The sequence below is a fragment of the Citrobacter europaeus genome, assembly GCF_037482245.1.
GTDB lineage: Bacteria > Pseudomonadota > Gammaproteobacteria > Enterobacterales > Enterobacteriaceae > Citrobacter > Citrobacter europaeus.
The window spans coordinates 1,603,387-1,623,958 of record NZ_CP148084.1; the positions used below are offsets into that span (position 1 = coordinate 1,603,387).

At 52.9% G+C, this 20,572-nt stretch carries 16 protein-coding genes; 12 read left to right on the top strand and 4 right to left on the bottom strand.

Annotated features, from left to right (window positions below):
- Positions 1-108: 108 nt before the first annotated feature.
- Together pta and ackA are read right to left on the bottom strand one after the other, a co-directional pair.
- The gene (gene pta / locus WHR59_RS07345; protein WP_043017053.1) at positions 109-2,253 is read right to left on the bottom strand and encodes a phosphate acetyltransferase; all 2,145 of its coding nucleotides are present in this window, start codon (positions 2,251-2,253) and stop codon (positions 109-111) included.
- A gap of 75 nt (positions 2,254-2,328) precedes the next feature.
- Positions 2,329-3,531: an acetate kinase gene (gene ackA, locus WHR59_RS07350; protein ID WP_043017052.1), complete on the bottom strand. Its 1,203-nt coding sequence runs from the start codon at positions 3,529-3,531 to the stop codon at positions 2,329-2,331.
- Positions 3,532-3,870: 339 nt separating this feature from the next.
- Between ackA and yfbV the strand changes: the two genes are divergently transcribed.
- From yfbV to WHR59_RS07370, 4 genes are all read left to right on the top strand, one after another.
- Positions 3,871-4,326 carry a terminus macrodomain insulation protein YfbV gene (gene yfbV, locus WHR59_RS07355; RefSeq protein ID WP_003028087.1) on the top strand — a complete coding sequence of 152 codons (456 nt, stop codon included), beginning with the start codon at positions 3,871-3,873 and terminating at the stop codon, positions 4,324-4,326.
- Between the two features lie 83 nt (positions 4,327-4,409).
- Entirely contained in the window at positions 4,410-4,904 is a 495-nt protein-coding gene (locus tag WHR59_RS07360; protein WP_003028086.1) for a YfbU family protein, read from the top strand.
- On the top strand, positions 4,897-5,574 hold the full coding sequence (locus WHR59_RS07365; protein ID WP_338844065.1) for a sugar phosphatase: 678 nt from the start codon (positions 4,897-4,899) through the stop codon (positions 5,572-5,574). Before WHR59_RS07360 ends, WHR59_RS07365 begins: the two co-directional genes overlap by 8 nt.
- Positions 5,575-5,651: 77 nt before the next feature.
- A complete protein-coding gene (locus WHR59_RS07370; protein ID WP_043017051.1) occupies positions 5,652-7,484 on the top strand; it encodes an SLC13 family permease in 1,833 nt (610 codons plus the stop codon).
- A gap of 63 nt (positions 7,485-7,547) precedes the next feature.
- On the opposite strand, the gene yfbR is transcribed toward WHR59_RS07370, so the two are convergent.
- On the bottom strand, positions 7,548-8,147 hold the full coding sequence (gene yfbR, locus WHR59_RS07375; RefSeq protein WP_003028083.1) for a 5'-deoxynucleotidase: 600 nt from the start codon (positions 8,145-8,147) through the stop codon (positions 7,548-7,550).
- A gap of 83 nt (positions 8,148-8,230) precedes the next feature.
- On the bottom strand, positions 8,231-9,448 hold the full coding sequence (gene alaA / locus WHR59_RS07380; protein WP_003028082.1) for an alanine transaminase AlaA: 1,218 nt from the start codon (positions 9,446-9,448) through the stop codon (positions 8,231-8,233).
- A gap of 928 nt (positions 9,449-10,376) precedes the next feature.
- Between alaA and lrhA the strand changes: the two genes are divergently transcribed.
- From lrhA to nuoH, 8 genes are all read left to right on the top strand, one after another.
- Positions 10,377-11,315: a transcriptional regulator LrhA gene (lrhA, locus tag WHR59_RS07385; protein ID WP_043017049.1), complete on the top strand. Its 939-nt coding sequence runs from the start codon at positions 10,377-10,379 to the stop codon at positions 11,313-11,315.
- Positions 11,316-11,942: 627 nt separating this feature from the next.
- Entirely contained in the window at positions 11,943-12,386 is a 444-nt protein-coding gene (gene nuoA, locus WHR59_RS07390) for an NADH-quinone oxidoreductase subunit NuoA (protein ID WP_003028077.1), read from the top strand.
- Between the two features lie 15 nt (positions 12,387-12,401).
- The gene (gene nuoB / locus WHR59_RS07395; RefSeq protein WP_003028075.1) at positions 12,402-13,064 is read left to right on the top strand and encodes an NADH-quinone oxidoreductase subunit NuoB; all 663 of its coding nucleotides are present in this window, start codon (positions 12,402-12,404) and stop codon (positions 13,062-13,064) included.
- Positions 13,065-13,149: 85 nt separating this feature from the next.
- Positions 13,150-14,952, top strand: coding sequence for an NADH-quinone oxidoreductase subunit C/D (nuoC, locus tag WHR59_RS07400; RefSeq protein WP_075145879.1), 1,803 nt, complete (start codon positions 13,150-13,152; stop codon positions 14,950-14,952).
- Positions 14,953-14,954: 2 nt separating this feature from the next.
- Positions 14,955-15,455: an NADH-quinone oxidoreductase subunit NuoE gene (gene nuoE / locus WHR59_RS07405; protein ID WP_003028069.1), complete on the top strand. Its 501-nt coding sequence runs from the start codon at positions 14,955-14,957 to the stop codon at positions 15,453-15,455.
- Complete coding sequence (gene nuoF, locus WHR59_RS07410) at positions 15,452-16,789, top strand: NADH-quinone oxidoreductase subunit NuoF (protein WP_338843773.1); 1,338 nt, start codon at positions 15,452-15,454, stop codon at positions 16,787-16,789. The genes nuoE and nuoF overlap by 4 nt, the downstream gene beginning before the upstream one ends.
- Positions 16,790-16,869: 80 nt before the next feature.
- Positions 16,870-19,596 carry an NADH-quinone oxidoreductase subunit NuoG gene (gene nuoG / locus WHR59_RS07415; RefSeq protein ID WP_075146370.1) on the top strand — a complete coding sequence of 909 codons (2,727 nt, stop codon included), beginning with the start codon at positions 16,870-16,872 and terminating at the stop codon, positions 19,594-19,596.
- On the top strand, positions 19,593-20,570 hold the full coding sequence (nuoH, locus tag WHR59_RS07420) for an NADH-quinone oxidoreductase subunit NuoH (RefSeq protein ID WP_003028063.1): 978 nt from the start codon (positions 19,593-19,595) through the stop codon (positions 20,568-20,570). The genes nuoG and nuoH overlap by 4 nt, the downstream gene beginning before the upstream one ends.
- Positions 20,571-20,572 lie beyond the last annotated feature (2 nt).

The window sequence follows — 20,572 nt, forward strand, 5'->3', positions numbered from 1 at the left end:
AGAATATGCCACAGGGAAAAACAGAGATAAAAAAACCGGAAATATCATCTATTTCCGGTTTGATAAGCACAGGTGTTGCCGGATAAGACATCCGGCACACCCGGCAGATTACTGCTGCTGTTGGGAAGACTGGATCGCGGTCAGAGCGATGGTGTAGACGATATCGTCTACCAGCGCGCCACGAGACAGGTCGTTCACCGGCTTGCGCATACCCTGCAGCATCGGCCCGATGGAGATCAGGTCGGCAGAACGCTGTACCGCTTTGTAGGTGGTGTTACCGGTGTTCAGATCCGGGAAGATGAACACAGTAGCGCGACCTGCAACCGGAGAGTTCGGTGCTTTGGATTTCGCTACGTCAGCCATAACAGCGGCGTCATACTGCAGCGGACCATCGATCATCAGGTCAGGACGTTTTTCCTGCGCCAGACGAGTCGCTTCACGCACTTTCTCTACGTCGCTACCTGCACCAGAGGTGCCGGTGGAGTAGGAGAGCATCGCTACGCGCGGTTCGATACCGAAGGCAATAGCGGATTCTGCGGACTGAATCGCGATTTCTGCCAGCTGCTCTGCGGTCGGATCCGGGTTGATCGCGCAGTCGCCGTAAACGTAAACCTGTTCCGGCAGCAGCATGAAGAACACGGAAGACACCAGGGAGCTACCCGGCGCAGTTTTGATCAGCTGCAGCGGCGGACGGATGGTGTTCGCGGTAGTGTGAACTGCACCAGAAACCAGGCCGTCAACGTCGTCCTGCTCCAGCATCAGGGTACCGAGAACCACGTTGTCTTCCAGCTGTTCGCGGGCAACGGTTTCGGTCATACCTTTGTTTTTACGCAGTTCGACCAGACGAGCAACGTAGCTTTCGCGAACCACATCTGGATCAACGATTTCTACGCCAGCGCCCAGTTCAACACCCTGAGAGGCCGCAACGCGAGTGATCTCATCCGGGTTACCCAGCAGTACGCAGGTTGCGATACCACGTTCGGCACAGATAGCCGCCGCTTTAACGGTACGCGGTTCGTCGCCTTCAGGCAGAACAACGCGCTTGCCGGCTTTACGTGCCAGCTCAGTCAACTGATAACGGAACGCCGGCGGAGACAGACGACGGCTGCGCTCAGAGGTCGCGGTCAGAGATTCAATCCAGTCAGCGTTGATGTAGTTAGCAACGTATTCCTGAACTTTCTCAATGCGCTCGTGATCGTCAACCGGAACTTCCAGGTTGAAGCTCTGCAGGCTCAGAGAGGTCTGCCAGGTGTTGGTATTCACCATGAATACCGGCAGGCCGGTTTCAAATGCACGTTCGCACAGCTTAGTGATGCGCGCGTCCATTTCATAGCCGCCAGTCAGCAGCAGGGCGCCGATTTCCACGCCGTTCATGGCCGCCAGGCATGCTGCAACCAGCACGTCAGGACGATCTGCGGAAGTTACCAGCAGGGAGCCTGCGCGGAAGTGCTCCAGCATGTGCGGGATGCTACGTGCGCAGAAAGTCACAGACTTCACGCGACGGGTATTGATATCGCCTTCGTTAACGATGGTGGCGTTCAGGTGACGCGCCATATCGATTGCACGAGTAGCAATCAGATCGAAGCTCCATGGCACCGCGCCCAGAACCGGCAGCGGGCTGGATTCTTGCAGTTTGGCCGGATCAACTTTGATCACTTTCGCTTTGGAAGAGTCGTCGAAAATCTCGGACAGATCCGGGCGAGTACGGCCCTGCTCATCAACCGGTGCGTTCAGTTTGTTAACGATTACGCCGGTGATGTTGGTGTTTTTCGCGCCGCCGAAGCTGCTGCGAGTCAGTTCAATACGCTCGTTCAGCTGTTCCGGGGTATCGGTGCCCTGAGACATCACGAAGACGATTTCCGCGTTCAGCGTTTTCGCGATTTCGTAGTTCAGAGACTGTGCGAACTGATGTTTACGGGTTGGGACCAGGCCTTCAACCAGTACAACTTCAGCGTCTTTGGTGTTCGCGTGGTAGTTCGCGATGATCTCTTCCATCAGCACATCTTTCTGATTGCTGGACAGCAGAGACTCAACGTGGCTCATCTTCAGCGGCTCAGCGGCTGGCAGAGAAGAGTTAGCACGGACGATGCTGGTAGTCTGGTCTGGCGCATCGCCACCGGCACGCGGTTGAGCGATCGGCTTGAAGACGCTCAGACGAACGCCTTTGCGTTCCATTGCGCGGATCACGCCAAGACTGACGCTGGTCAGACCGACGCTGGTTCCGGTAGGGATCAGCATAATAATACGGGACACGGTTTATCCTCTTTCGTTACCGCCAATTTAGACGGGTTACAAAACAGCACCGCCAGCTAGGCTGGCGGTGTGAAATCAGGCAGTCAGGCGGCTCGCGTCTTGCGCGATAACCAGTTCTTCGTTGGTTGGGATAACCAGCGCAGGACGGGTACCTTCTTTGTTGATGAAACCAGATTTGCCGAAACGTGCGGCCAGGTTACGTTCGTGGTCAACGTCAAAGCCCAGAACGCCCAGTTTGCCCAGAGACAGTTCACGAACCATTGCTGCGTTTTCACCGATACCACCGGTGAAGACAACGGCATCCAGACGACCATCCATCAGCGCGGTGTAAGCACCGATGTATTTCGCCAGACGGTGGCAGTAAACGTCCATTGCACGTTTAGCGTCTTCTTTAGTGGCGTAGTTATCTTCAACATAACGGCAGTCGCTGGTGACTTCGGTCAGACCCAGCAGGCCGGACTCTTTGGTCAGCATTTTGTTGATCTGGTCAACGCTCATGCCCAGGGTATCGTGCAGGTGGAAGATGATCGCCGGGTCGATGTCACCGGAACGCGTACCCATCACCAGACCTTCCAGCGGGGTCAGACCCATGGAGGTATCAACACATTTACCATTACGGATAGCAGATACAGAACCGCCGTTGCCCAGGTGGCAAGTGATGATGTTCAGCTCATCAACCGGTTTGTTCAGCACTTTTGCCGCTTCCTGAGTGACGAAGAAGTGGCTGGTACCGTGCGCGCCGTAACGACGAACGCCGTGTTCTTTGTACAGGCTGTACGGCAGAGCATAGAGGTAAGACTCTTCCGGCATAGTCTGATGGAACGCGGTGTCGAATACAGCTACGTTTTTGTCTTTCAGATTCGGGAAGGATTTCAGCGCTTCTGCGATACCGATCAGGTGAGCCGGGTTATGCAGCGGTGCGAAAGAGGCGGAATCTTTGATGCCCTGGATAACAGAATCATCGATAACCACGGAGCTGGTGTACTTCTCGCCGCCGTGTACGATACGGTGACCAATAGCGGTCAATTGCGCGGACAATTCTGGTTTTTGTGCCAGAATAGTGTTAACGATAAAGTTCAGCGCTTCACTGTGAGCGGCGCCTGCACCTAAAGCCGCTTCTTGTTTACCGCCGTCCATTTTCCACTTGATACGTGCTTCTGGGAGATGGAAACATTCGGCTAAACCAGAGAGGTATTCTTCACCGTTTACTGCATCGATGATGGCAAATTTCAGTGAGGAGCTACCGCAGTTCAGAACCAGTACTAACTTACTCGACATGGAAGTACCTATTTATGATACGTGGCTAAAAAAACGTCAGGGAGCCATAGAGCGTAGCGCATGATGACACCGACGTTTATGATTAACATCATGCGCCATTGTCTTTTTGGGCACGATGGAATAAATACCTTTGAGTCTATGTCATTTTGCGTATTTTTCAGGCAATGGCATACTATATGCCAATTTGACGACTCAATGATTTTGGACTAAAGGCCTTACAGGCCGGCACAGGATACCTGAATGTGGGTATCAAAGACAAAATGTTTTGAACGATGTCCCTTGTAGTTGTTGTTTTGCACAAATTTTTTAATTTTTATATGTGAAGTTGAGGTAACCGCCATGTCGACACCGGATAATCGTTCCGTCAATTTTTTTAGCTTGTTTCGCCGGGGGCAGCACTATGCGAAGACGTGGCCAATGGAAAAGCGCCTCGCGCCCGTGTTTGTTGAGAACCGCGTGATTCGCATGACGCGTTACGCAATCCGTTTTATGCCACCCATCGCTGTCTTCACCTTATGCTGGCAAATTGCGCTCGGCGGGCAGTTGGGACCGGCCGTGGCGACTGCGCTGTTTGCGCTCAGCCTGCCGATGCAGGGCATGTGGTGGCTGGGTAAACGTTCTGTAACGCCGCTGCCGCCTTCAATACTCAACTGGTTCTACGAAGTTCGGGGTAAATTGCAAGAGGCCGGGCAGGCGCTCTCTCCGGTAGAAGGAAAGCCTGATTACCAGGCGCTGGCTGACACGCTTAAGCGCGCCTTCAAACAACTGGATAAAACTTTCCTCGATGATTTGTAATTGACCCCTGATTACGCATATAAAAGAAGGCACAAGATGCCTTCTTTTTTTTCATCGCAGTAGCAGTGATACAGGAGTCCCAAATGGAAATGACCAACGCTCAACGTCTGATTTTGTCGAATCAGTACAAAATGATGACTATGCTCGATCCAACTAACGCCGAGCGTTATCGTCGTTTGCAGACGATTATTGAACGCGGTTACGGCTTGCAGATGCGCGAGCTGGATCGCGAGTTTGGTGAGCTGACGGAAGAAACCTGTCGTACGATTATCGATATTATGGAGATGTATCACGCATTACATGTGTCCTGGACTAACCTTAAAGACGCGCAGGCCATTGATGAGCGTCGCGTGACCTTCCTCGGTTTTGACGCCGCAACGGAAGCCCGTTTCCTCGGGTACGTTCGTTTTATGGTTAATGTGGAAGGTCGTTATACCCACTTCGATGCAGGTACGCATGGCTTCAACGCCCAGACCCCGATGTGGGAAAAATATCAGCGTATGCTGAATGTCTGGCACTCTTGCCCGCGCCAGTATCACCTGAGCGCGAATGAAATTAACCAAATCATTAATGCCTGAGGGGGCGAGCGTGCAGTGCAAAGGTTTTCTGTTTGATCTGGATGGGACACTGGTCGATTCCTTACCCGCGGTAGAACGCGCGTGGTGCAACTGGGCCGATCGTTTTGGCCTCGATCATGCCGAGGTGCTCGGCTTTATTCATGGCAAGCAGGCCATTACCTCGCTGCGACACTTTATGGTGGGAAAATCTGAGGCTGAGATCGCCGCGGAATTCACCCGCCTGGAGCAGATCGAAGCGACGGAAACCGCTGGGATCACCGTGCTGCCGGGGGCGGTTGAATTACTCAACCACCTCAATAAAGCGGGTATTCCATGGGCTATTGTGACCTCTGGATCTATGCCAGTCGCGCGGGCGCGCCACCGTGTCGCGGGGCTTCCTGCGCCTGAAGTGTTTGTCACCGCCGAGCGGGTAAAAAGAGGGAAGCCAGAGCCAGACGCCTATCTGCTCGGCGCGCAGCTTCTGGGTCTTGCGCCACAGGAATGCGCGGTGGTGGAAGATGCGCCTGCCGGAGTGCTCTCAGGACTGGCTGCAGGGTGTCATGTGATAGCGGTCAACGCGCCTGCGGATACGCCACGTCTGGATGAGGTCGATTTTTCGCTGACCAGTCTGGAACATATTTCTGTGACCAAACAACCCAACGGAAATGTGGTCGTGGTAAGAAATACCTGATCATGATTTAGCCCCAGATTGTTGGGGCTTTTTTATGGCAGAATCGACTCATCCCTCTCATTTAACAAGGATATGTTGTGAACGGTGAATTGATATGGGTTCTCTCATTGCTGGCGATTGCCGTCGTTTTGTTTGCAACTGGCAGAGTGCGTATGGATGCGGTCGCTTTGCTGGTCATTATTGCCTTTGTTCTCAGCGGAACATTGAGCATCACAGAAGCCTTTTCCGGATTCAGCGATCCTAACGTTATTTTGATAGCGGCTTTATTCATTATTGGCGATGGCCTGGTGCGTACTGGGGTGGCGACGGTAATGGGAGCCTGGCTGGTGAAGGTGGCTGGCAGCAGTGAAGTCAAAATGCTGGTGTTGCTGATGATTACCGTCGCCGGGCTTGGTGCGTTTATGAGTTCGACCGGCGTGGTCGCCATCTTTATTCCGGTGGTCCTAAGCGTTTCCATGCGCATGGAAATTTCCCCTTCACGCCTGATGATGCCACTGAGTTTTGCAGGACTAATCAGCGGCATGATGACGCTGGTGGCGACGCCGCCCAACCTGGTCGTCAACAGTGAATTGTTGCGCGAAGGACTTAACGGTTTCAGTTTTTTTAGCGTTACCCCGATGGGGCTGGTGGTCCTGGTGCTTGGCATAATTTATATGCTGCTGATGCGCTTTATGCTCAAGGGGGAAGATTCCGGCCAGCCGGGAGACGGCTGGAAACGCCGGACCTTTCGCGATCTGATTAAAGAATATCGCCTGACCGGGCGCGCGCGTCGCCTGGCGATTCGTCCGGGTTCTCCTATGATAGGCCAGCGTCTGGACGACCTGAAACTGCGTGAGCGCTACGGGGCAAACGTGATTGGCGTGGAGCGCTGGCGTCGCTTTCGTCGCGTGATCGTTGACGTAAACGGGGTTTCTGAGTTTCGTGCCCGTGACGTGCTGCTGATTGATATGTCTGCAGCGGATGTCGATCTGCGAGAGTTTTGCAGTGAGCAACTGCTGGAGCCGATGGTACTGCGCGGCGAATACTTCTCCGAGCAGGCGCTTGACGTGGGGATGGCCGAAATCTCTCTGATCCCTGAGTCGGAATTGATCGGCAAAACGGTACGGGAAATCGCTTTTCGTACGCGTTACGGGCTGAATGTCGTTGGGCTGAAGCGTGATGGTACAGCGCTGGCCGGAGCGGTGGTTGATGAGCCGCTGTTGATGGGCGATATCATTTTAGTGGTGGGAAACTGGAAGCTTATCACGCTGCTTGGACAAAAAGGGCGCGATTTTGTGGTGCTGAATATGCCCGTGGAAGTCAGTGAAGCTTCTCCGGCGCACAGCCAGGCGCCGCATGCGATTTTCTGCCTGGTGCTGATGGTCGCCCTGATGCTCACTGATGAAATTCCCAATACGGTTGCCGCGATCATCGCCTGTCTGCTGATGGGGAAATTTCGTTGTATCGATGCCGAAAGCGCCTATAAAGCGATTCACTGGCCGAGCATTATTTTGATTGTCGGGATGATGCCCTTCGCGCTGGCCTTACAAAAAACCGGCGGTGTCGATCTGGTGGTGAAAGGGCTGATGGACGTCGGCGGTGGGTATGGTCCGTATATGATGCTGGGCTGCCTGTTCGTGCTGTGCGCGACCATCGGGTTATTTATCTCCAACACCGCGACGGCGGTGCTGATGGCGCCAATCGCGCTGGCGGCAGCAAAGTCGATGGGTGTTTCGCCTTATCCTTTTGCGATGGTGATTGCGATGGCGGCATCCGCGGCCTTTATGACGCCGGTTTCTTCGCCGGTAAACACGCTGGTGCTCGGGCCTGGCAACTACAGTTTTAGCGATTTTGTGAAGATTGGCGTGCCGTTTACCATCATTGTGATGGTGGTGTGCGTGGTGATGATCCCGATGCTGTTCCCGTTTTGATTTTTATATGCCGGATGGAGGCTAACATCCTGTCCGGCATATAAAGGTAATGTCGGTGCAAACTTACAATGGTGAATCCTGGCTTATTTCATCTAATGAGAGGTGAAAGCTCGGGACGAATACGTCCATAAAGTAGTCCATCTCCTCGCTGCGTCGCGATTCCAGCGTTTTTTCCAGACGCGTTTTAGCCAGCAGAAACTCGTTGTTACCGGCGGAGAGTTCCTCCAGACACTTCAGATATGCGCACAGGGCATCGGCCTGTTTAACAATCGATCTCTCTTCTTCACTCAAGGCATGTTCATCAATGAGAGGCGCAAAAATATCGCGCAGTTCATCAGGAACCATATCGACCAGCTTTTGCTGGGCAATTTTCTCTATCGCTTTATATTCCTGGGCAATCTGCGAGTTGAAGTATTTCACCGGGGTAGGGAGATCGCCGGTCAACACCTCTGACGCATCGTGATACATCGCCAGTAGGGCAATACGCTCAGCATTCACCTGACCACCAAATTTACGGTTTTTGATCGCGGCCAGCGCATGAGCAACCATGGCAACCTGCAGACTGTGTTCAGACACGTTTTCGGTGCGCACATTGCGCATCAGCGGCCAGCGATTAATGAGTTTCAGACGGGAGAGGTGGGCAAAAAAGTGGCTCTGCTTCATAACGACCCTTACTCAGTGACTTCAGTAACGGTATTTTGCGCAGAGAGTGCTACCGGATGCAAACCCGGTAGCACTTTGCGGGGTTACAGCTGGCGATAACCCGACAGGAAACGCTCAAATTTACTCAACGACATTTCGATATCATCAATTCGCGGCAGCGTAACGATGCGGAAATGATCCGGCCACGGCCAGTTGAACGCCGTCCCCTGCACCAGCAGAACTTTCTCCTGCAGCAGGAAGTCGAGCACCATCTTCTGGTCGTCATGAATGTTGAAGCGTTTAGCATCAATTTTCGGGAACATATACAGTGCGCCGCGCGGTTTTACGCAAGAGACGCCGGGAATGTCATTGAGCAGTTCCCATGCACGGTTGCGTTGTTCATACAGACGCCCACCAGGCATGATGAATTCGCTGATGCTCTGGTATCCGCCCAGCGCGGTCTGAATAGCATGTTGCGCCGGAACGTTGGCACATAAGCGCATAGAGGCCAGCATCTCAAGACCTTCAATATACCCTTTGGCATGTTTTTTCGGTCCGTTCAGCACCATCCAGCCCTGACGGAAACCAGCGACGCGATAGGTTTTTGACAGGCCGTTGAAGGTGATGGTCAGCAGGTCCGGAGCCATTGCCGCGATGGAGTGGTGTTCAGCGTCATCGTAGAGAATTTTGTCGTAAATCTCATCCGCAAAGATGATGAGGTTGTTCTGGCGAGCAATCTCAACAATCTCCATCAGCAGCTCTTTAGAATAAACAGCGCCGGTTGGGTTGTTTGGGTTGATGATGACGATCCCGCGGGTACGCGGTGTAATTTTGGCGCGGATATCATCGAGGTCCGGGAACCAGTCTGATGATTCGTCACACAGGTAGTGCACGGCATTACCGCCGGAGAGCGAAACCGCCGCCGTCCACAGTGGATAATCAGGGGCAGGAACCAGCATTTCGTCCCCGCTATTCAGCAATGCCTGCATAGCCTGCACAATTAATTCAGAAACGCCGTTACCGATATAAATATCTTCCACGGTGACGTCGCGCATACCACGGGCCTGGTAATGCTGCATAATCGCTTTACGGGCGGAATAAAGACCTTTTGAGTCGCAATATCCTTGCGCTGTTGGCAAATTGCGGATCACATCCACCAGAATTTCATCTGGCGCTTCAAACCCGAATGGCGCCGGGTTGCCGATGTTCAGTTTCAGAACTTTATTGCCTTCTTCTTCCAGGCGCTTTGCTTCCTTCAGAACCGGGCCGCGAATGTCATAACAGACGTTTTCTAATTTGCTGGATTTTTCAATGGGGGACATGAACGTTGACCTTTTTAGCTGTGAATGCCACTCCCTGCCATGGAAGTCAGCCCAGCACAATGTACTCCCACGGCGGTGAGTTTTGAAGGGTCTTTAGTTGAACATTTTGAAAAGCCATGAAGTTATAATTAACTGTTAACAACTAAATGATGTGATTATCATAGAATAATAATCTGGTTAACTGTATTTTATTAGTCATATGATTCGTTATGACGGTTTGGTTGTGGTGATTTGTCTTGTCAAAAAAAGTTAAGGCTGTAAAGCGAAATGTCACCGACGTCTAAGCTGGATGAGGCAATTCGAAAATACTGAGGTTTTAGCTGCGGGGGTTGTTATCGGTCTGATCCGTCCGGGATACGGTGTAAATCCATTGTTAAGCATAATTAATGAATTGAGGGATTCTTAATTAATTATTATTTAATATTTAAATGGCATCAAATTGAGTGGACTAATAATAGGGAAACTGCTGCCAGGACATAACACGAATTTGCCTGGAATTATTCACGATAACACTTATAAATATAGTGGTTTTAGGTTAAGATAAGTCCCATGAAATGGTAAGTAGTCTGAATTTTAAGATAATTCAAATGTTGGTTGGTTGTTCCTAACATACTGAAAAGATAGTTCTTAATGTGTAAATTATTGTTCGTTAACTTTTTTTTAAATTTACAAAATTTACATGTTTTCCATAAGTCAGAATCATCCAGCAGCTAAAAATCCGGCTCTTTCTCGTTGCTATATTCCGATGAATATCACGGGTATTAAAATAGCTCAGAAAGAGAATTGTTTCGTTTGTTAAACCAAATACATCCTTATTTTCACTTGGTTACACTAAGCGAAACTGCGAGGGAGGCACATTACAAATGGAGTTGTTTGATTCCAAATGCACAGCATTAACCCGGTATGACCCGCGAGTAAGTGAAAAACTATGATAAATGCAAATCGTCCGATAATTAACCTCGACCTCGATCTGCTGAGAACCTTCGTTGCTGTTGCCGACCTGAATACCTTTGCGGCTGCGGCAGCTGCGGTATGTCGAACTCAGTCTGCGGTGAGTCAGCAAATGCAGCGTCTTGAGCAACTCGTGGGGAAAGAGTTGTTCGCACGCCATGGACGCAACAAGCTACTGACCGAACATGGTATACAACTGTTGGGTTACGCCAGAAAAATACTGCGTTTTAATGATGAGGCATGCTCATCATTAATGTTTAATAATCTTCAGGGAGTGTTAACTATCGGTGCTTCTGATGAATCCGCCGATACCATACTGCCTTTCCTGCTCAACCGTATAAGTTCGGTTTATCCGAAGCTTGCGCTGGATGTGAGAGTCAAGCGTAACGCTTATATGGTGGATATGCTGAAGTCGCAAGAAGTGGATTTGGTGGTTACCACCAACCGACCAGGCGATTTTGAATGTCTGAATCTGCGTACCTCGCCAACACACTGGTACTGCGCTGCCGAATATATCCTGCAAAAGGGTGAGCCGGTACCGTTGGTTCTGCTGGACGATCCGAGTCCGTTTCGCGATATCGTGCTGGCGACATTAAACGCTGCACAGATCCCATGGCGTCTGGCATATGTCGCTTCAACATTACCCGCGGTTCGTGCGGCGGTAAAAGCAGGGCTCGGCGTCACTGCGCGTCCTGTTGAAATGATGAGTCCGGATTTGCGCGTCCTGGGTGCCGCCGACGGATTGCCGCCATTGCCTGATACTGAGTATCTGTTGTGCTGCGATCCGTCCACGCAAAATGAGCTGGCAGACGTTATCTTTAAGTCGATGCAAACGTATCAAAATCCTTGGCAATACAATCAGTTTACCCCTGAAGGGGGAGATGACTCGCTGATTGTTGAAGGCGACTTTGAGTAACCTGTCACAAAAAACAGTTTTAAAATGTAAGTGTAAAAAAGAGCCGCTGATGCTGAAAGAACATCCAGCGGCTCTTTTTTTATGCAAATATTGCCGCTTTATGTCATTTGCTATACTAAAACTTAACAAAATCAGAAGGTAAAAAAACGGCCTGATGTTAGGCTAAAAAATAATCAGCAGCATTGCTAATTGTTTCCATGTTAAAAAACTAGAGAAATTGTTGCTGTTTTTTATGGTGAATTAACAAAAGCGTGTCACAGATCAAGAAAATACTCCCATTTAGGGGGAGGCATCTGGGTGAATTCCTGTCAAAATAGACGAGTATTATCTTTTTTACTTCACTACGGACACGATTCAACAACGTTAAAAATGACCGATGATGCGATCGAAATTGGTCTAAACAGCACTTTATGTTAATGAAGTTGGATTGGTGTAAAATAATGTGAGGAAACTTTTGTTAAAGTTGACAAAAGGTTATAGAAAGGAGTAAAAAACCCCATCAATTAGCTGTATAAAATGGTTTTTCACAGTGATTGTAAGGTTTTTTTTATTCCTCCCCATGAATCGATGTGGCGTTCATCTGCCGAAAAGAGCAGAGAATTTGGCGCTACTTTTGATGAGTAAGCAATGAGTATGTCAACATCCACTGAAATCATCGCTCATCACTGGGCATTCGCTATCTTTCTTATTGTTGCCATTGGCCTGTGCTGCCTGATGCTCGTCGGCGGCTGGTTTTTAGGTGGTCGCGCGCGCGCGAGATCTAAAAACGTGCCGTTTGAATCAGGTATCGACTCGGTCGGCACCGCCCGCTTGCGCCTGTCTGCCAAGTTTTATCTGGTAGCCATGTTCTTCGTTATCTTCGACGTTGAAGCGCTGTATCTGTTCGCATGGTCAACTTCTATCCGTGAAAGCGGCTGGATTGGCTTTGTGGAAGCTGCAATTTTTATTTTTGTGTTACTGGCAGGTCTGGTTTATCTGGTGCGTATTGGCGCGCTGGACTGGACGCCCGCGCGTTCACGCCGCGAGCGTATGAACCCGGAAACGAACAGTATCGCTAATCGTCAACGCTAACCGCGAGGCATTAAGATGGATTATACGCTCACCCGCATAGATCCTAACGGTGAGAACGACCGTTACCCCCTGCAAAAACAGGAGATCGTAACCGACCCCCTGGAGCAAGAAGTTAACAAAAACGTGTTCATGGGCAAGCTGCATGACATGGTTAACTGGGGCCGTAAAAACTCAATTTGGCCATATAACTTTGGCCTTTCCTGTTGCTACGTTGAGATGGTGACCTCGTTTACCGCCGTGCACGATGTGGCCCGTTTTGGTGCGGAAGTACTGCGTGCATCGCCGCGTCAGGCTGACCTGATGGTGGTAGCCGGAACCTGCTTTACCAAAATGGCACCGGTTATTCAGCGCCTCTACGATCAGATGCTGGAACCGAAATGGGTTATCTCCATGGGCGCATGCGCCAACTCCGGCGGTATGTACGACATCTATTCTGTGGTGCAGGGCGTTGATAAATTTATTCCGGTTGATGTGTACATCCCGGGATGTCCGCCGCGTCCGGAAGCGTATATGCAGGCTCTGATGCTGCTGCAAGATTCGATTGGCAAAGAACGCCGTCCGCTCTCCTGGGTGGTTGGCGATCAGGGCGTTTATCGCGCCAATATGCAGTCAGAACGCGAGCGTAAACGCGGCGAACGTATTGCTGTAACGAATCTTCGTACACCAGACGAGATTTAATTTGCGCCTGTCGGCAGCAGCACTTCCTTCGCTTATCACTACATAAATAGCGCGAAGCACTGCCGACCACCACGGACCATTTGCAATGGTGAACAATATGACCGACTTAACCGCGCAAGACGCCGCATGGCAAACACGGGATCACCTTGATGACCCGGTCATTGGCGAACTGCGCAACCGTTTTGGGCCGGATGCCTTTACCGTTCAGGCGACTCGCACCGGGGTACCCGTTGTTTGGGTCAAGCGTGAACAACTACTGGAAGTTGGCGATTTCTTAAAGAGACTGCCGAAACCTTACGTCATGCTGTTTGACTTACACGGCATGGACGAACGTCTGCGTACGCACCGCGAAGGGTTACCTGCCGCGGATTTTTCCGTTTTCTATCACCTGATCTCCATTGAACGCAATCGCGATATCATGCTCAAGGTGGCATTGTCTGAAAACGATCTGCGCGTACCGACTTTCACCAAACTGTTCCCGAACGCCAACTGGTATGAGCGTGAAACCTGGGAAATGTTTGGCATCGATATCGAAGGCCACCCGCACCTGACGCGTCTGCTGATGCCGTCTACATGGGAAGGTCATCCGCTGCGTAAAGACTACCCGGCGCGTGCGACCGAATTCGATCCGTTTGAGCTGACCAAAGCCAAGCAGGATCTGGAAATGGAAGCGCTGACCTTCAAACCAGAAGACTGGGGCATGAAGCGTAGTACCGAAAACGAGGACTTCATGTTCCTCAACCTCGGTCCTAACCACCCGTCTTCTCACGGTGCGTTCCGTATTGTGCTGCAGCTTGATGGCGAAGAAATCGTCGACTGCGTGCCTGACATCGGCTACCACCACCGTGGCGCTGAAAAGATGGGTGAACGTCAGTCCTGGCACAGCTATATTCCGTACACTGACCGTATCGAGTACCTCGGCGGCTGCGTTAACGAAATGCCTTATGTACTGGCCGTTGAGAAACTGGCTGGTATCACCACGCCGGATCGCGTTAACGTGATTCGCGTGATGTTGTCTGAACTGTTCCGTATCAACAGCCACCTGCTGTATATCTCCACGTTCATTCAGGACGTCGGCGCAATGACTCCGGTATTCTTCGCCTTTACCGACCGTCAGAAAATCTATGACGTCGTGGAAGCGATCACCGGTTTCCGTATGCACCCGGCCTGGTTCCGTATCGGCGGCGTGGCGCACGATCTGCCGCGCGGTTGGGACAAGCTGCTGCGTGACTTCCTCGACTGGATGCCAAAACGTCTGGATTCCTACGAGAAAGCGGCGCTGCGTAACACCATCCTGAAAGGCCGTTCGCAGGGCGTTGCCGCTTACGGCAAGAAAGAAGCGCTGGACTGGGGTTGTACCGGTGCTGCGTTGCGCGCGACTGGTATTGATTTCGACGTGCGTAAAGCGCGTCCGTACTCTGGCTACGAAAACTTTGACTTTGAAGTTCCGGTTGGCGGCGGTGTGTCCGACTGCTATACCCGCGTGATGCTGAAAGTTGAAGAGCTGCGCCAGAGTCTGCGCATCCTTGAGCAGTGCCTCAATAACATGCCGGAAGGCCCGTTCAAAGCGGATCATCCGCTGACGACGCCGCCGCCGAAAGAGCGCACGCTGCAACATATCGAAACCCTGATCACCCACTTCCTGCAGGTTTCGTGGGGACCGGTTATGCCGGCAAACGAGTCCTTCCAGATGGTGGAAGCGACCAAGGGTATCAACAGTTACTACCTGACCAGCGATGGCAGCACCATGAGTTATCGTACCCGTATCCGTACCCCGAGCTATGCACACCTGCAGCAGATCCCGGTAGCGGTACGTGGCAGCCTGGTGTCCGACCTTATCGTCCATCTGGGTAGTATCGATTTTGTTATGTCAGATGTGGACCGCTAATTATGCACGAGAATCAACAACCACAAACCGAGGCTTTTGAGCTGAGTGCGGCTGAGCGTGAAGCGATTGAGCACGAGAAGCACCACTACGAAGACCCGCGTGCGGCGTCCATTGAAGCGCTGAAAATCGTTCAGAAACAGCGTGGCTGGGTGCCGGATGGCGCGATCTATGCGATCGCTGATGTGCTGGGTATCCCGGCAAGCGACGTAGAAGGTGTTGCCACGTTCTATAGCCAGATCTTCCGCCAGCCGGTAGGTCGCCACGTGATCCGCTACTGCGACAGCGTGGTGTGCCATATCAACGGCTACCAGGGGATCCAGGCTGCGCTTGAGAAAAAACTCAACATCAAGCCGGGGCAGACGACCTTCGACGGTCGTTTTACGCTGCTGCCAACCTGTTGCCTGGGGAACTGCGATAAAGGGCCAAACATGATGATCGATGAGGATACTCACGCTCACCTGACCCCGGAAGGCATTCCCGAACTGCTGGAGCGGTATAAATGAAAGACATTATCCGTACTCCCGAAACGCATCCGCTGACCTGGCGTCTGCGTGATGACAAACAGCCGGTATGGCTGGACGAATACCGTAGCAAGAACGGCTACGAAGGTGCGCGAAAGGCCCTGACCGGACTGTCACCGGATGATATCGTTAATCAGGTAAAAGACGCTGGCCTGAAAGGGCGCGGCGGCGCGGGCTTTTCCACCGGTCTGAAGTGGAGCCTGATGCCGAAAGACGAATCCATGAACATCCGTTACCTGCTGTGTAACGCCGATGAAATGGAACCGGGCACCTATAAGGACCGTCTGCTGATGGAGCAGCTGCCGCACCTGCTGGTGGAAGGCATGCTGATCTCCGCGTTTGCGCTGAAAGCGTACCGTGGTTACATCTTCCTGCGCGGTGAATATATCGAAGCGGCCGTGCATCTGCGTCGCGCGATCGCCGAAGCGACCGAAGCCGGTCTGCTTGGCAAAAACATCATGGGCACCGGTTTTGACTTCGAACTGTTTGTCCACACCGGGGCAGGGCGTTATATCTGCGGTGAAGAAACCGCGCTGATTAACTCCCTCGAAGGTCGCCGTGCTAACCCGCGTTCCAAGCCGCCGTTCCCGGCAAGCTCTGGCGCATGGGGTAAGCCGACCTGCGTAAATAACGTTGAAACCCTGTGTAACGTACCGGCTATCCTCGCGAACGGCGTGGAGTGGTACCAGAACATTTCGAAGAGCAAAGACGCAGGCACCAAGCTGATGGGCTTCTCTGGTCGCGTGAAGAATCCTGGCCTGTGGGAACTGCCTTTCGGTACTACCGCGCGTGAGATCCTCGAAGATTACGCGGGCGGCATGCGCGATGGCCTGAAGTTTAAAGCCTGGCAGCCTGGCGGCGCGGGTACTGACTTCCTGACCGAGGCGCACCTTGACCTGCCAATGGAATTCGAAAGCATCGGTAAAGCAGGCAGCCGTCTGGGTACCGCGCTGGCAATGGCCGTCGATCACGAGATCGGCATGGTTCCTCTGGTGCGTAACCTTGAAGAGTTCTTTGCCCGCGAGTCCTGCGGCTGGTGTACGCCGTGCCGTGACGGTCTGCCGTGGAGTGTGAAAATTCTGCGCGCGCTGGAGCGTGGCGAAGGCCAGCCAGGGGATATCGAGACACTTGAGCAACTGTGTCGTTTCCTCGGCCCGGGTAAAACCTTCTGTGCACACGCACCGGGTGCGGTGGAACCGCTGCAGAGCGCCATTAAATATTTCCGCGAAGAATTCGAAGCTGGCATCAAGCAGTCCTTCAGCAATACCCATCAGATTGGTGGTATTCAGCCGAACCTGCTGAAAGAGCGCTGGTAATTGCAGGTTAACCCCTGCATCGCGATAAGTAATTCGATTAACGCTCGGTTACGACCGAGCCAACTGGAAGCATGCTGACTATGGCTACGATTCATGTAGACGGCAAAGAATATGAGGTCAACGGAGCGGACAACCTGCTGGAAGCTTGTCTGTCTCTCGGCCTTGATATTCCGTACTTTTGCTGGCACCCGGCGCTGGGAAGCGTCGGTGCTTGCCGCCAGTGTGCGGTGAAGCAATATCAAAACGCGGAAGACACGCGTGGTCGCCTGGTGATGTCTTGTATGACACCGGCCACCGAAGGCACCTTTATTTCTATTGATGACGAAGAAGCGAAGCAGTTCCGCGAAAGCGTAGTGGAGTGGTTGATGACTAACCACCCGCACGACTGTCCGGTCTGTGAAGAGGGCGGTAACTGCCACCTTCAGGATATGACCGTCATGACCGGTCATAGCTTCCGTCGCTACCGCTTCACGAAGCGTACGCACCGCAACCAGGACCTGGGGCCGTTCATCTCTCATGAAATGAACCGCTGCATCGCCTGCTATCGCTGCGTACGTTACTACAAAGATTACGCCGATGGCGCGGATCTGGGCGTCTATGGCGCACATGACAACGTCTACTTCGGTCGTCCGGAAGACGGTACGCTCGAAAGCGAATTCTCCGGCAACCTGGTCGAAATTTGTCCGACCGGCGTCTTCACCGATAAAACGCACTCCGAGCGTTATAACCGTAAATGGGACATGCAGTTTGCGCCGAGCATCTGCCAGCAGTGTTCCATCGGCTGTAACACCAGCCCGGGCGAGCGCTACGGTGAACTGCGTCGTATCGAAAACCGTTATAACGGTACTGTTAACCATTACTTCCTCTGCGACCGTGGTCGTTTTGGCTATGGTTACGTGAACCTGAAAGACCGTCCGCGTCAGCCGGTACAGCGTCGTGGCGATGACCTGATCACGCTGAACGCCGAACAGGCGATGCAGGGCGCGGCAGATATTCTGCGTCAGTCGAAGAAAGTGATTGGTATCGGCTCCCCGCGCGCCAGCGTTGAAAGCAACTTCGCACTGCGCGAACTGGTCGGTGCGGATAACTTCTATACCGGTATCGCCCAGGGCGAGCAGGAACGTCTGCAGCTGGCGCTGAGCGTACTGCGTGACGGCGGTATTCATACTCCGGCACTGCGCGAAATCGAATCCTACGATGCGGTTCTGGTGCTGGGCGAAGATGTCACCCAGACCGGCGCGCGCGTTGCGCTGGCAGTGCGTCAGGCGGTGAAAGGTAAAGCACGCGAAATGGCGGCGGCGCAGAAAGTGGCCGACTGGCAGATTGCGGCCATCCTCAACATCGGCCAGCGCGCCAAGCATCCGCTGTTCGTCACCAACGTCGATAACACCCGTCTGGATGATATCGCCGCATGGACCTACCGTGCGCCGGTTGAAGATCAGGCGCGTTTAGGTTTCGCTATCGCCCACGCGCTGGATAACAACGCCCCGGCGGTTGACGGTATCGATCGTGACCTGCAGAACAAAATTGACGTTATCGTTCAGGCCTTGGCCGGAGCGAAGAAACCACTGATTATTTCCGGCACCAACGCCGGTAGCGCCGAGGTGATTCAGGCGGCTGCCAACGTGGCGAAGGCGCTGAAAGGTCGGGGCGCTGATGTCGGCATCACCATGATTGCTCGCTCTGTTAACAGCATGGGCCTGGGTATGATTGGCGGTGGTTCCCTTGAGGATGCGCTGACCGAGCTGGAAACAGGTCGTGCTGACGCCGTTGTGGTGCTGGAAAATGACCTGCATCGCCATGCTTCAGCTACGCGTGTGAACGCCGCGCTGGCGAAAGCGCCACTGGTACTGGTCGTTGATCATCAGCGTACGGCAATTATGGAAAACGCCCATCTGGTGCTTTCCGCCGCAAGCTTCGCCGAAAGTGATGGTACGGTGATTAACAACGAAGGCCGCGCCCAACGCTTCTTCCAGGTCTACGACCCGTCCTACTACGACAGCAACACCGTCATGCTGGAAAGCTGGCGCTGGCTGCACTCGCTGCACAGCACCGTGCAGAGCCGTGAAGTAGACTGGACGCAGCTTGACCACGTCATCGACGCGGTCGTTGAGAAGCTGCCGCAACTGGCGGGTATTAAAGATGCCGCGCCGGATGCAACCTTCCGTATTCGTGGACAGAAACTGGCACGTGAACCGCACCGCTACAGCGGTCGTACCGCAATGCGCGCCAACATCAGCGTACACGAACCGCGCCAGCCGCAGGACAAAGACACCATGTTCGCTTTCTCGATGGAAGGGAACAACCAACCGTCTGCGCCGCGTTCACAAATTCCGTTTGCCTGGGCACCAGGCTGGAACTCCCCACAGGCGTGGAATAAGTTCCAGGATGAAGTGGGCGGTAAACTGCGTCATGGCGACCCAGGCGTGCGTCTGATCGAAGCTTCTGCGGATGGGATGGATTACTTCACTACCGTTCCGGCGAGCTTCCAGGCTCAGGATGGTCAGTGGCGTATCGCGCCTTACTACCATCTGTTTGGTAGCGACGAAATGTCACAACGTGCGCCGGTCTTCCAGACCCGTATGCCGCAGCCGTACATTAAACTCAATCCGGCTGATGCCGCGAAGTTGGGGGTTAATGCCGGTACGCGCGTTTCTTTCAGCTACGATGGCAACACGGTTACGCTGCCGGTTGAAATCGCTGAAGGATTAACGGCAGGGCAGGTTGGTTTGCCGATGGGTATGCCTGGCATCGCGCCGGTACTGGCAGGTGCGCGTCTTGAGGATCTGCAGGAGGCACAACAATGAGTTGGATTACACCCGATCTGATTGAGATCCTGCTGAGCATTCTCAAAGCGGTCGTGATCCTGCTGGTGGTGGTCACCTGCGGGGCATTCATGAGCTTTGGCGAACGTCGTCTGCTGGGTCTGTTCCAGAACCGTTACGGACCGAACCGTGTTGGCTGGGGCGGTTCGCTCCAGCTGGTTGCGGACATGATCAAGATGTTCTTTAAAGAAGACTGGATCCCGAAATTCTCGGATCGCGTCATCTTTACCCTGGCACCAATGATCGCCTTCACCTCGCTGCTGCTGGCTTTCGCCATCGTGCCGGTGAGTCCGAACTGGGTGGTCGCTGACCTGAACATCGGGATCCTGTTCTTCCTGATGATGGCAGGTCTCGCGGTATACGCGGTACTGTTCGCCGGCTGGTCCAGTAACAACAAATACTCCCTGCTCGGTGCGATGCGTGCGTCTGCGCAAACGCTGAGCTACGAAGTGTTCCTCGGACTTTCCCTGATGGGCGTGGTGGCGCAGGCCGGCTCATTTAACATGACCGACATCGTCAACAACCAGGCTGATATCTGGAACGTAATTCCGCAGTTCTTTGGTTTTGTCACCTTTGCCATCGCGGGCGTGGCGGTGTGTCACCGTCATCCTTTCGACCAGCCAGAAGCCGAGCAGGAACTGGCCGACGGTTACCACATTGAATATTCCGGTATGAAATTCGGTCTGTTCTTCGTGGGTGAGTACATCGGTATCGTCACCATTTCTGCACTGATGGTTACCCTGTTCTTCGGTGGCTGGCATGGCCCGTTCTTACCGCCATTCGTCTGGTTCGCGCTGAAAACCGCGTTCTTCATGATGATGTTCATTTTGATTCGTGCGTCGTTACCGCGTCCTCGTTATGACCAGGTAATGTCCTTCGGCTGGAAAGTCTGTCTGCCGCTGACGCTCGTCAACTTGCTGGTAACGGCGGCTGTCATTCTGTGGCAGGCGCAATAAGG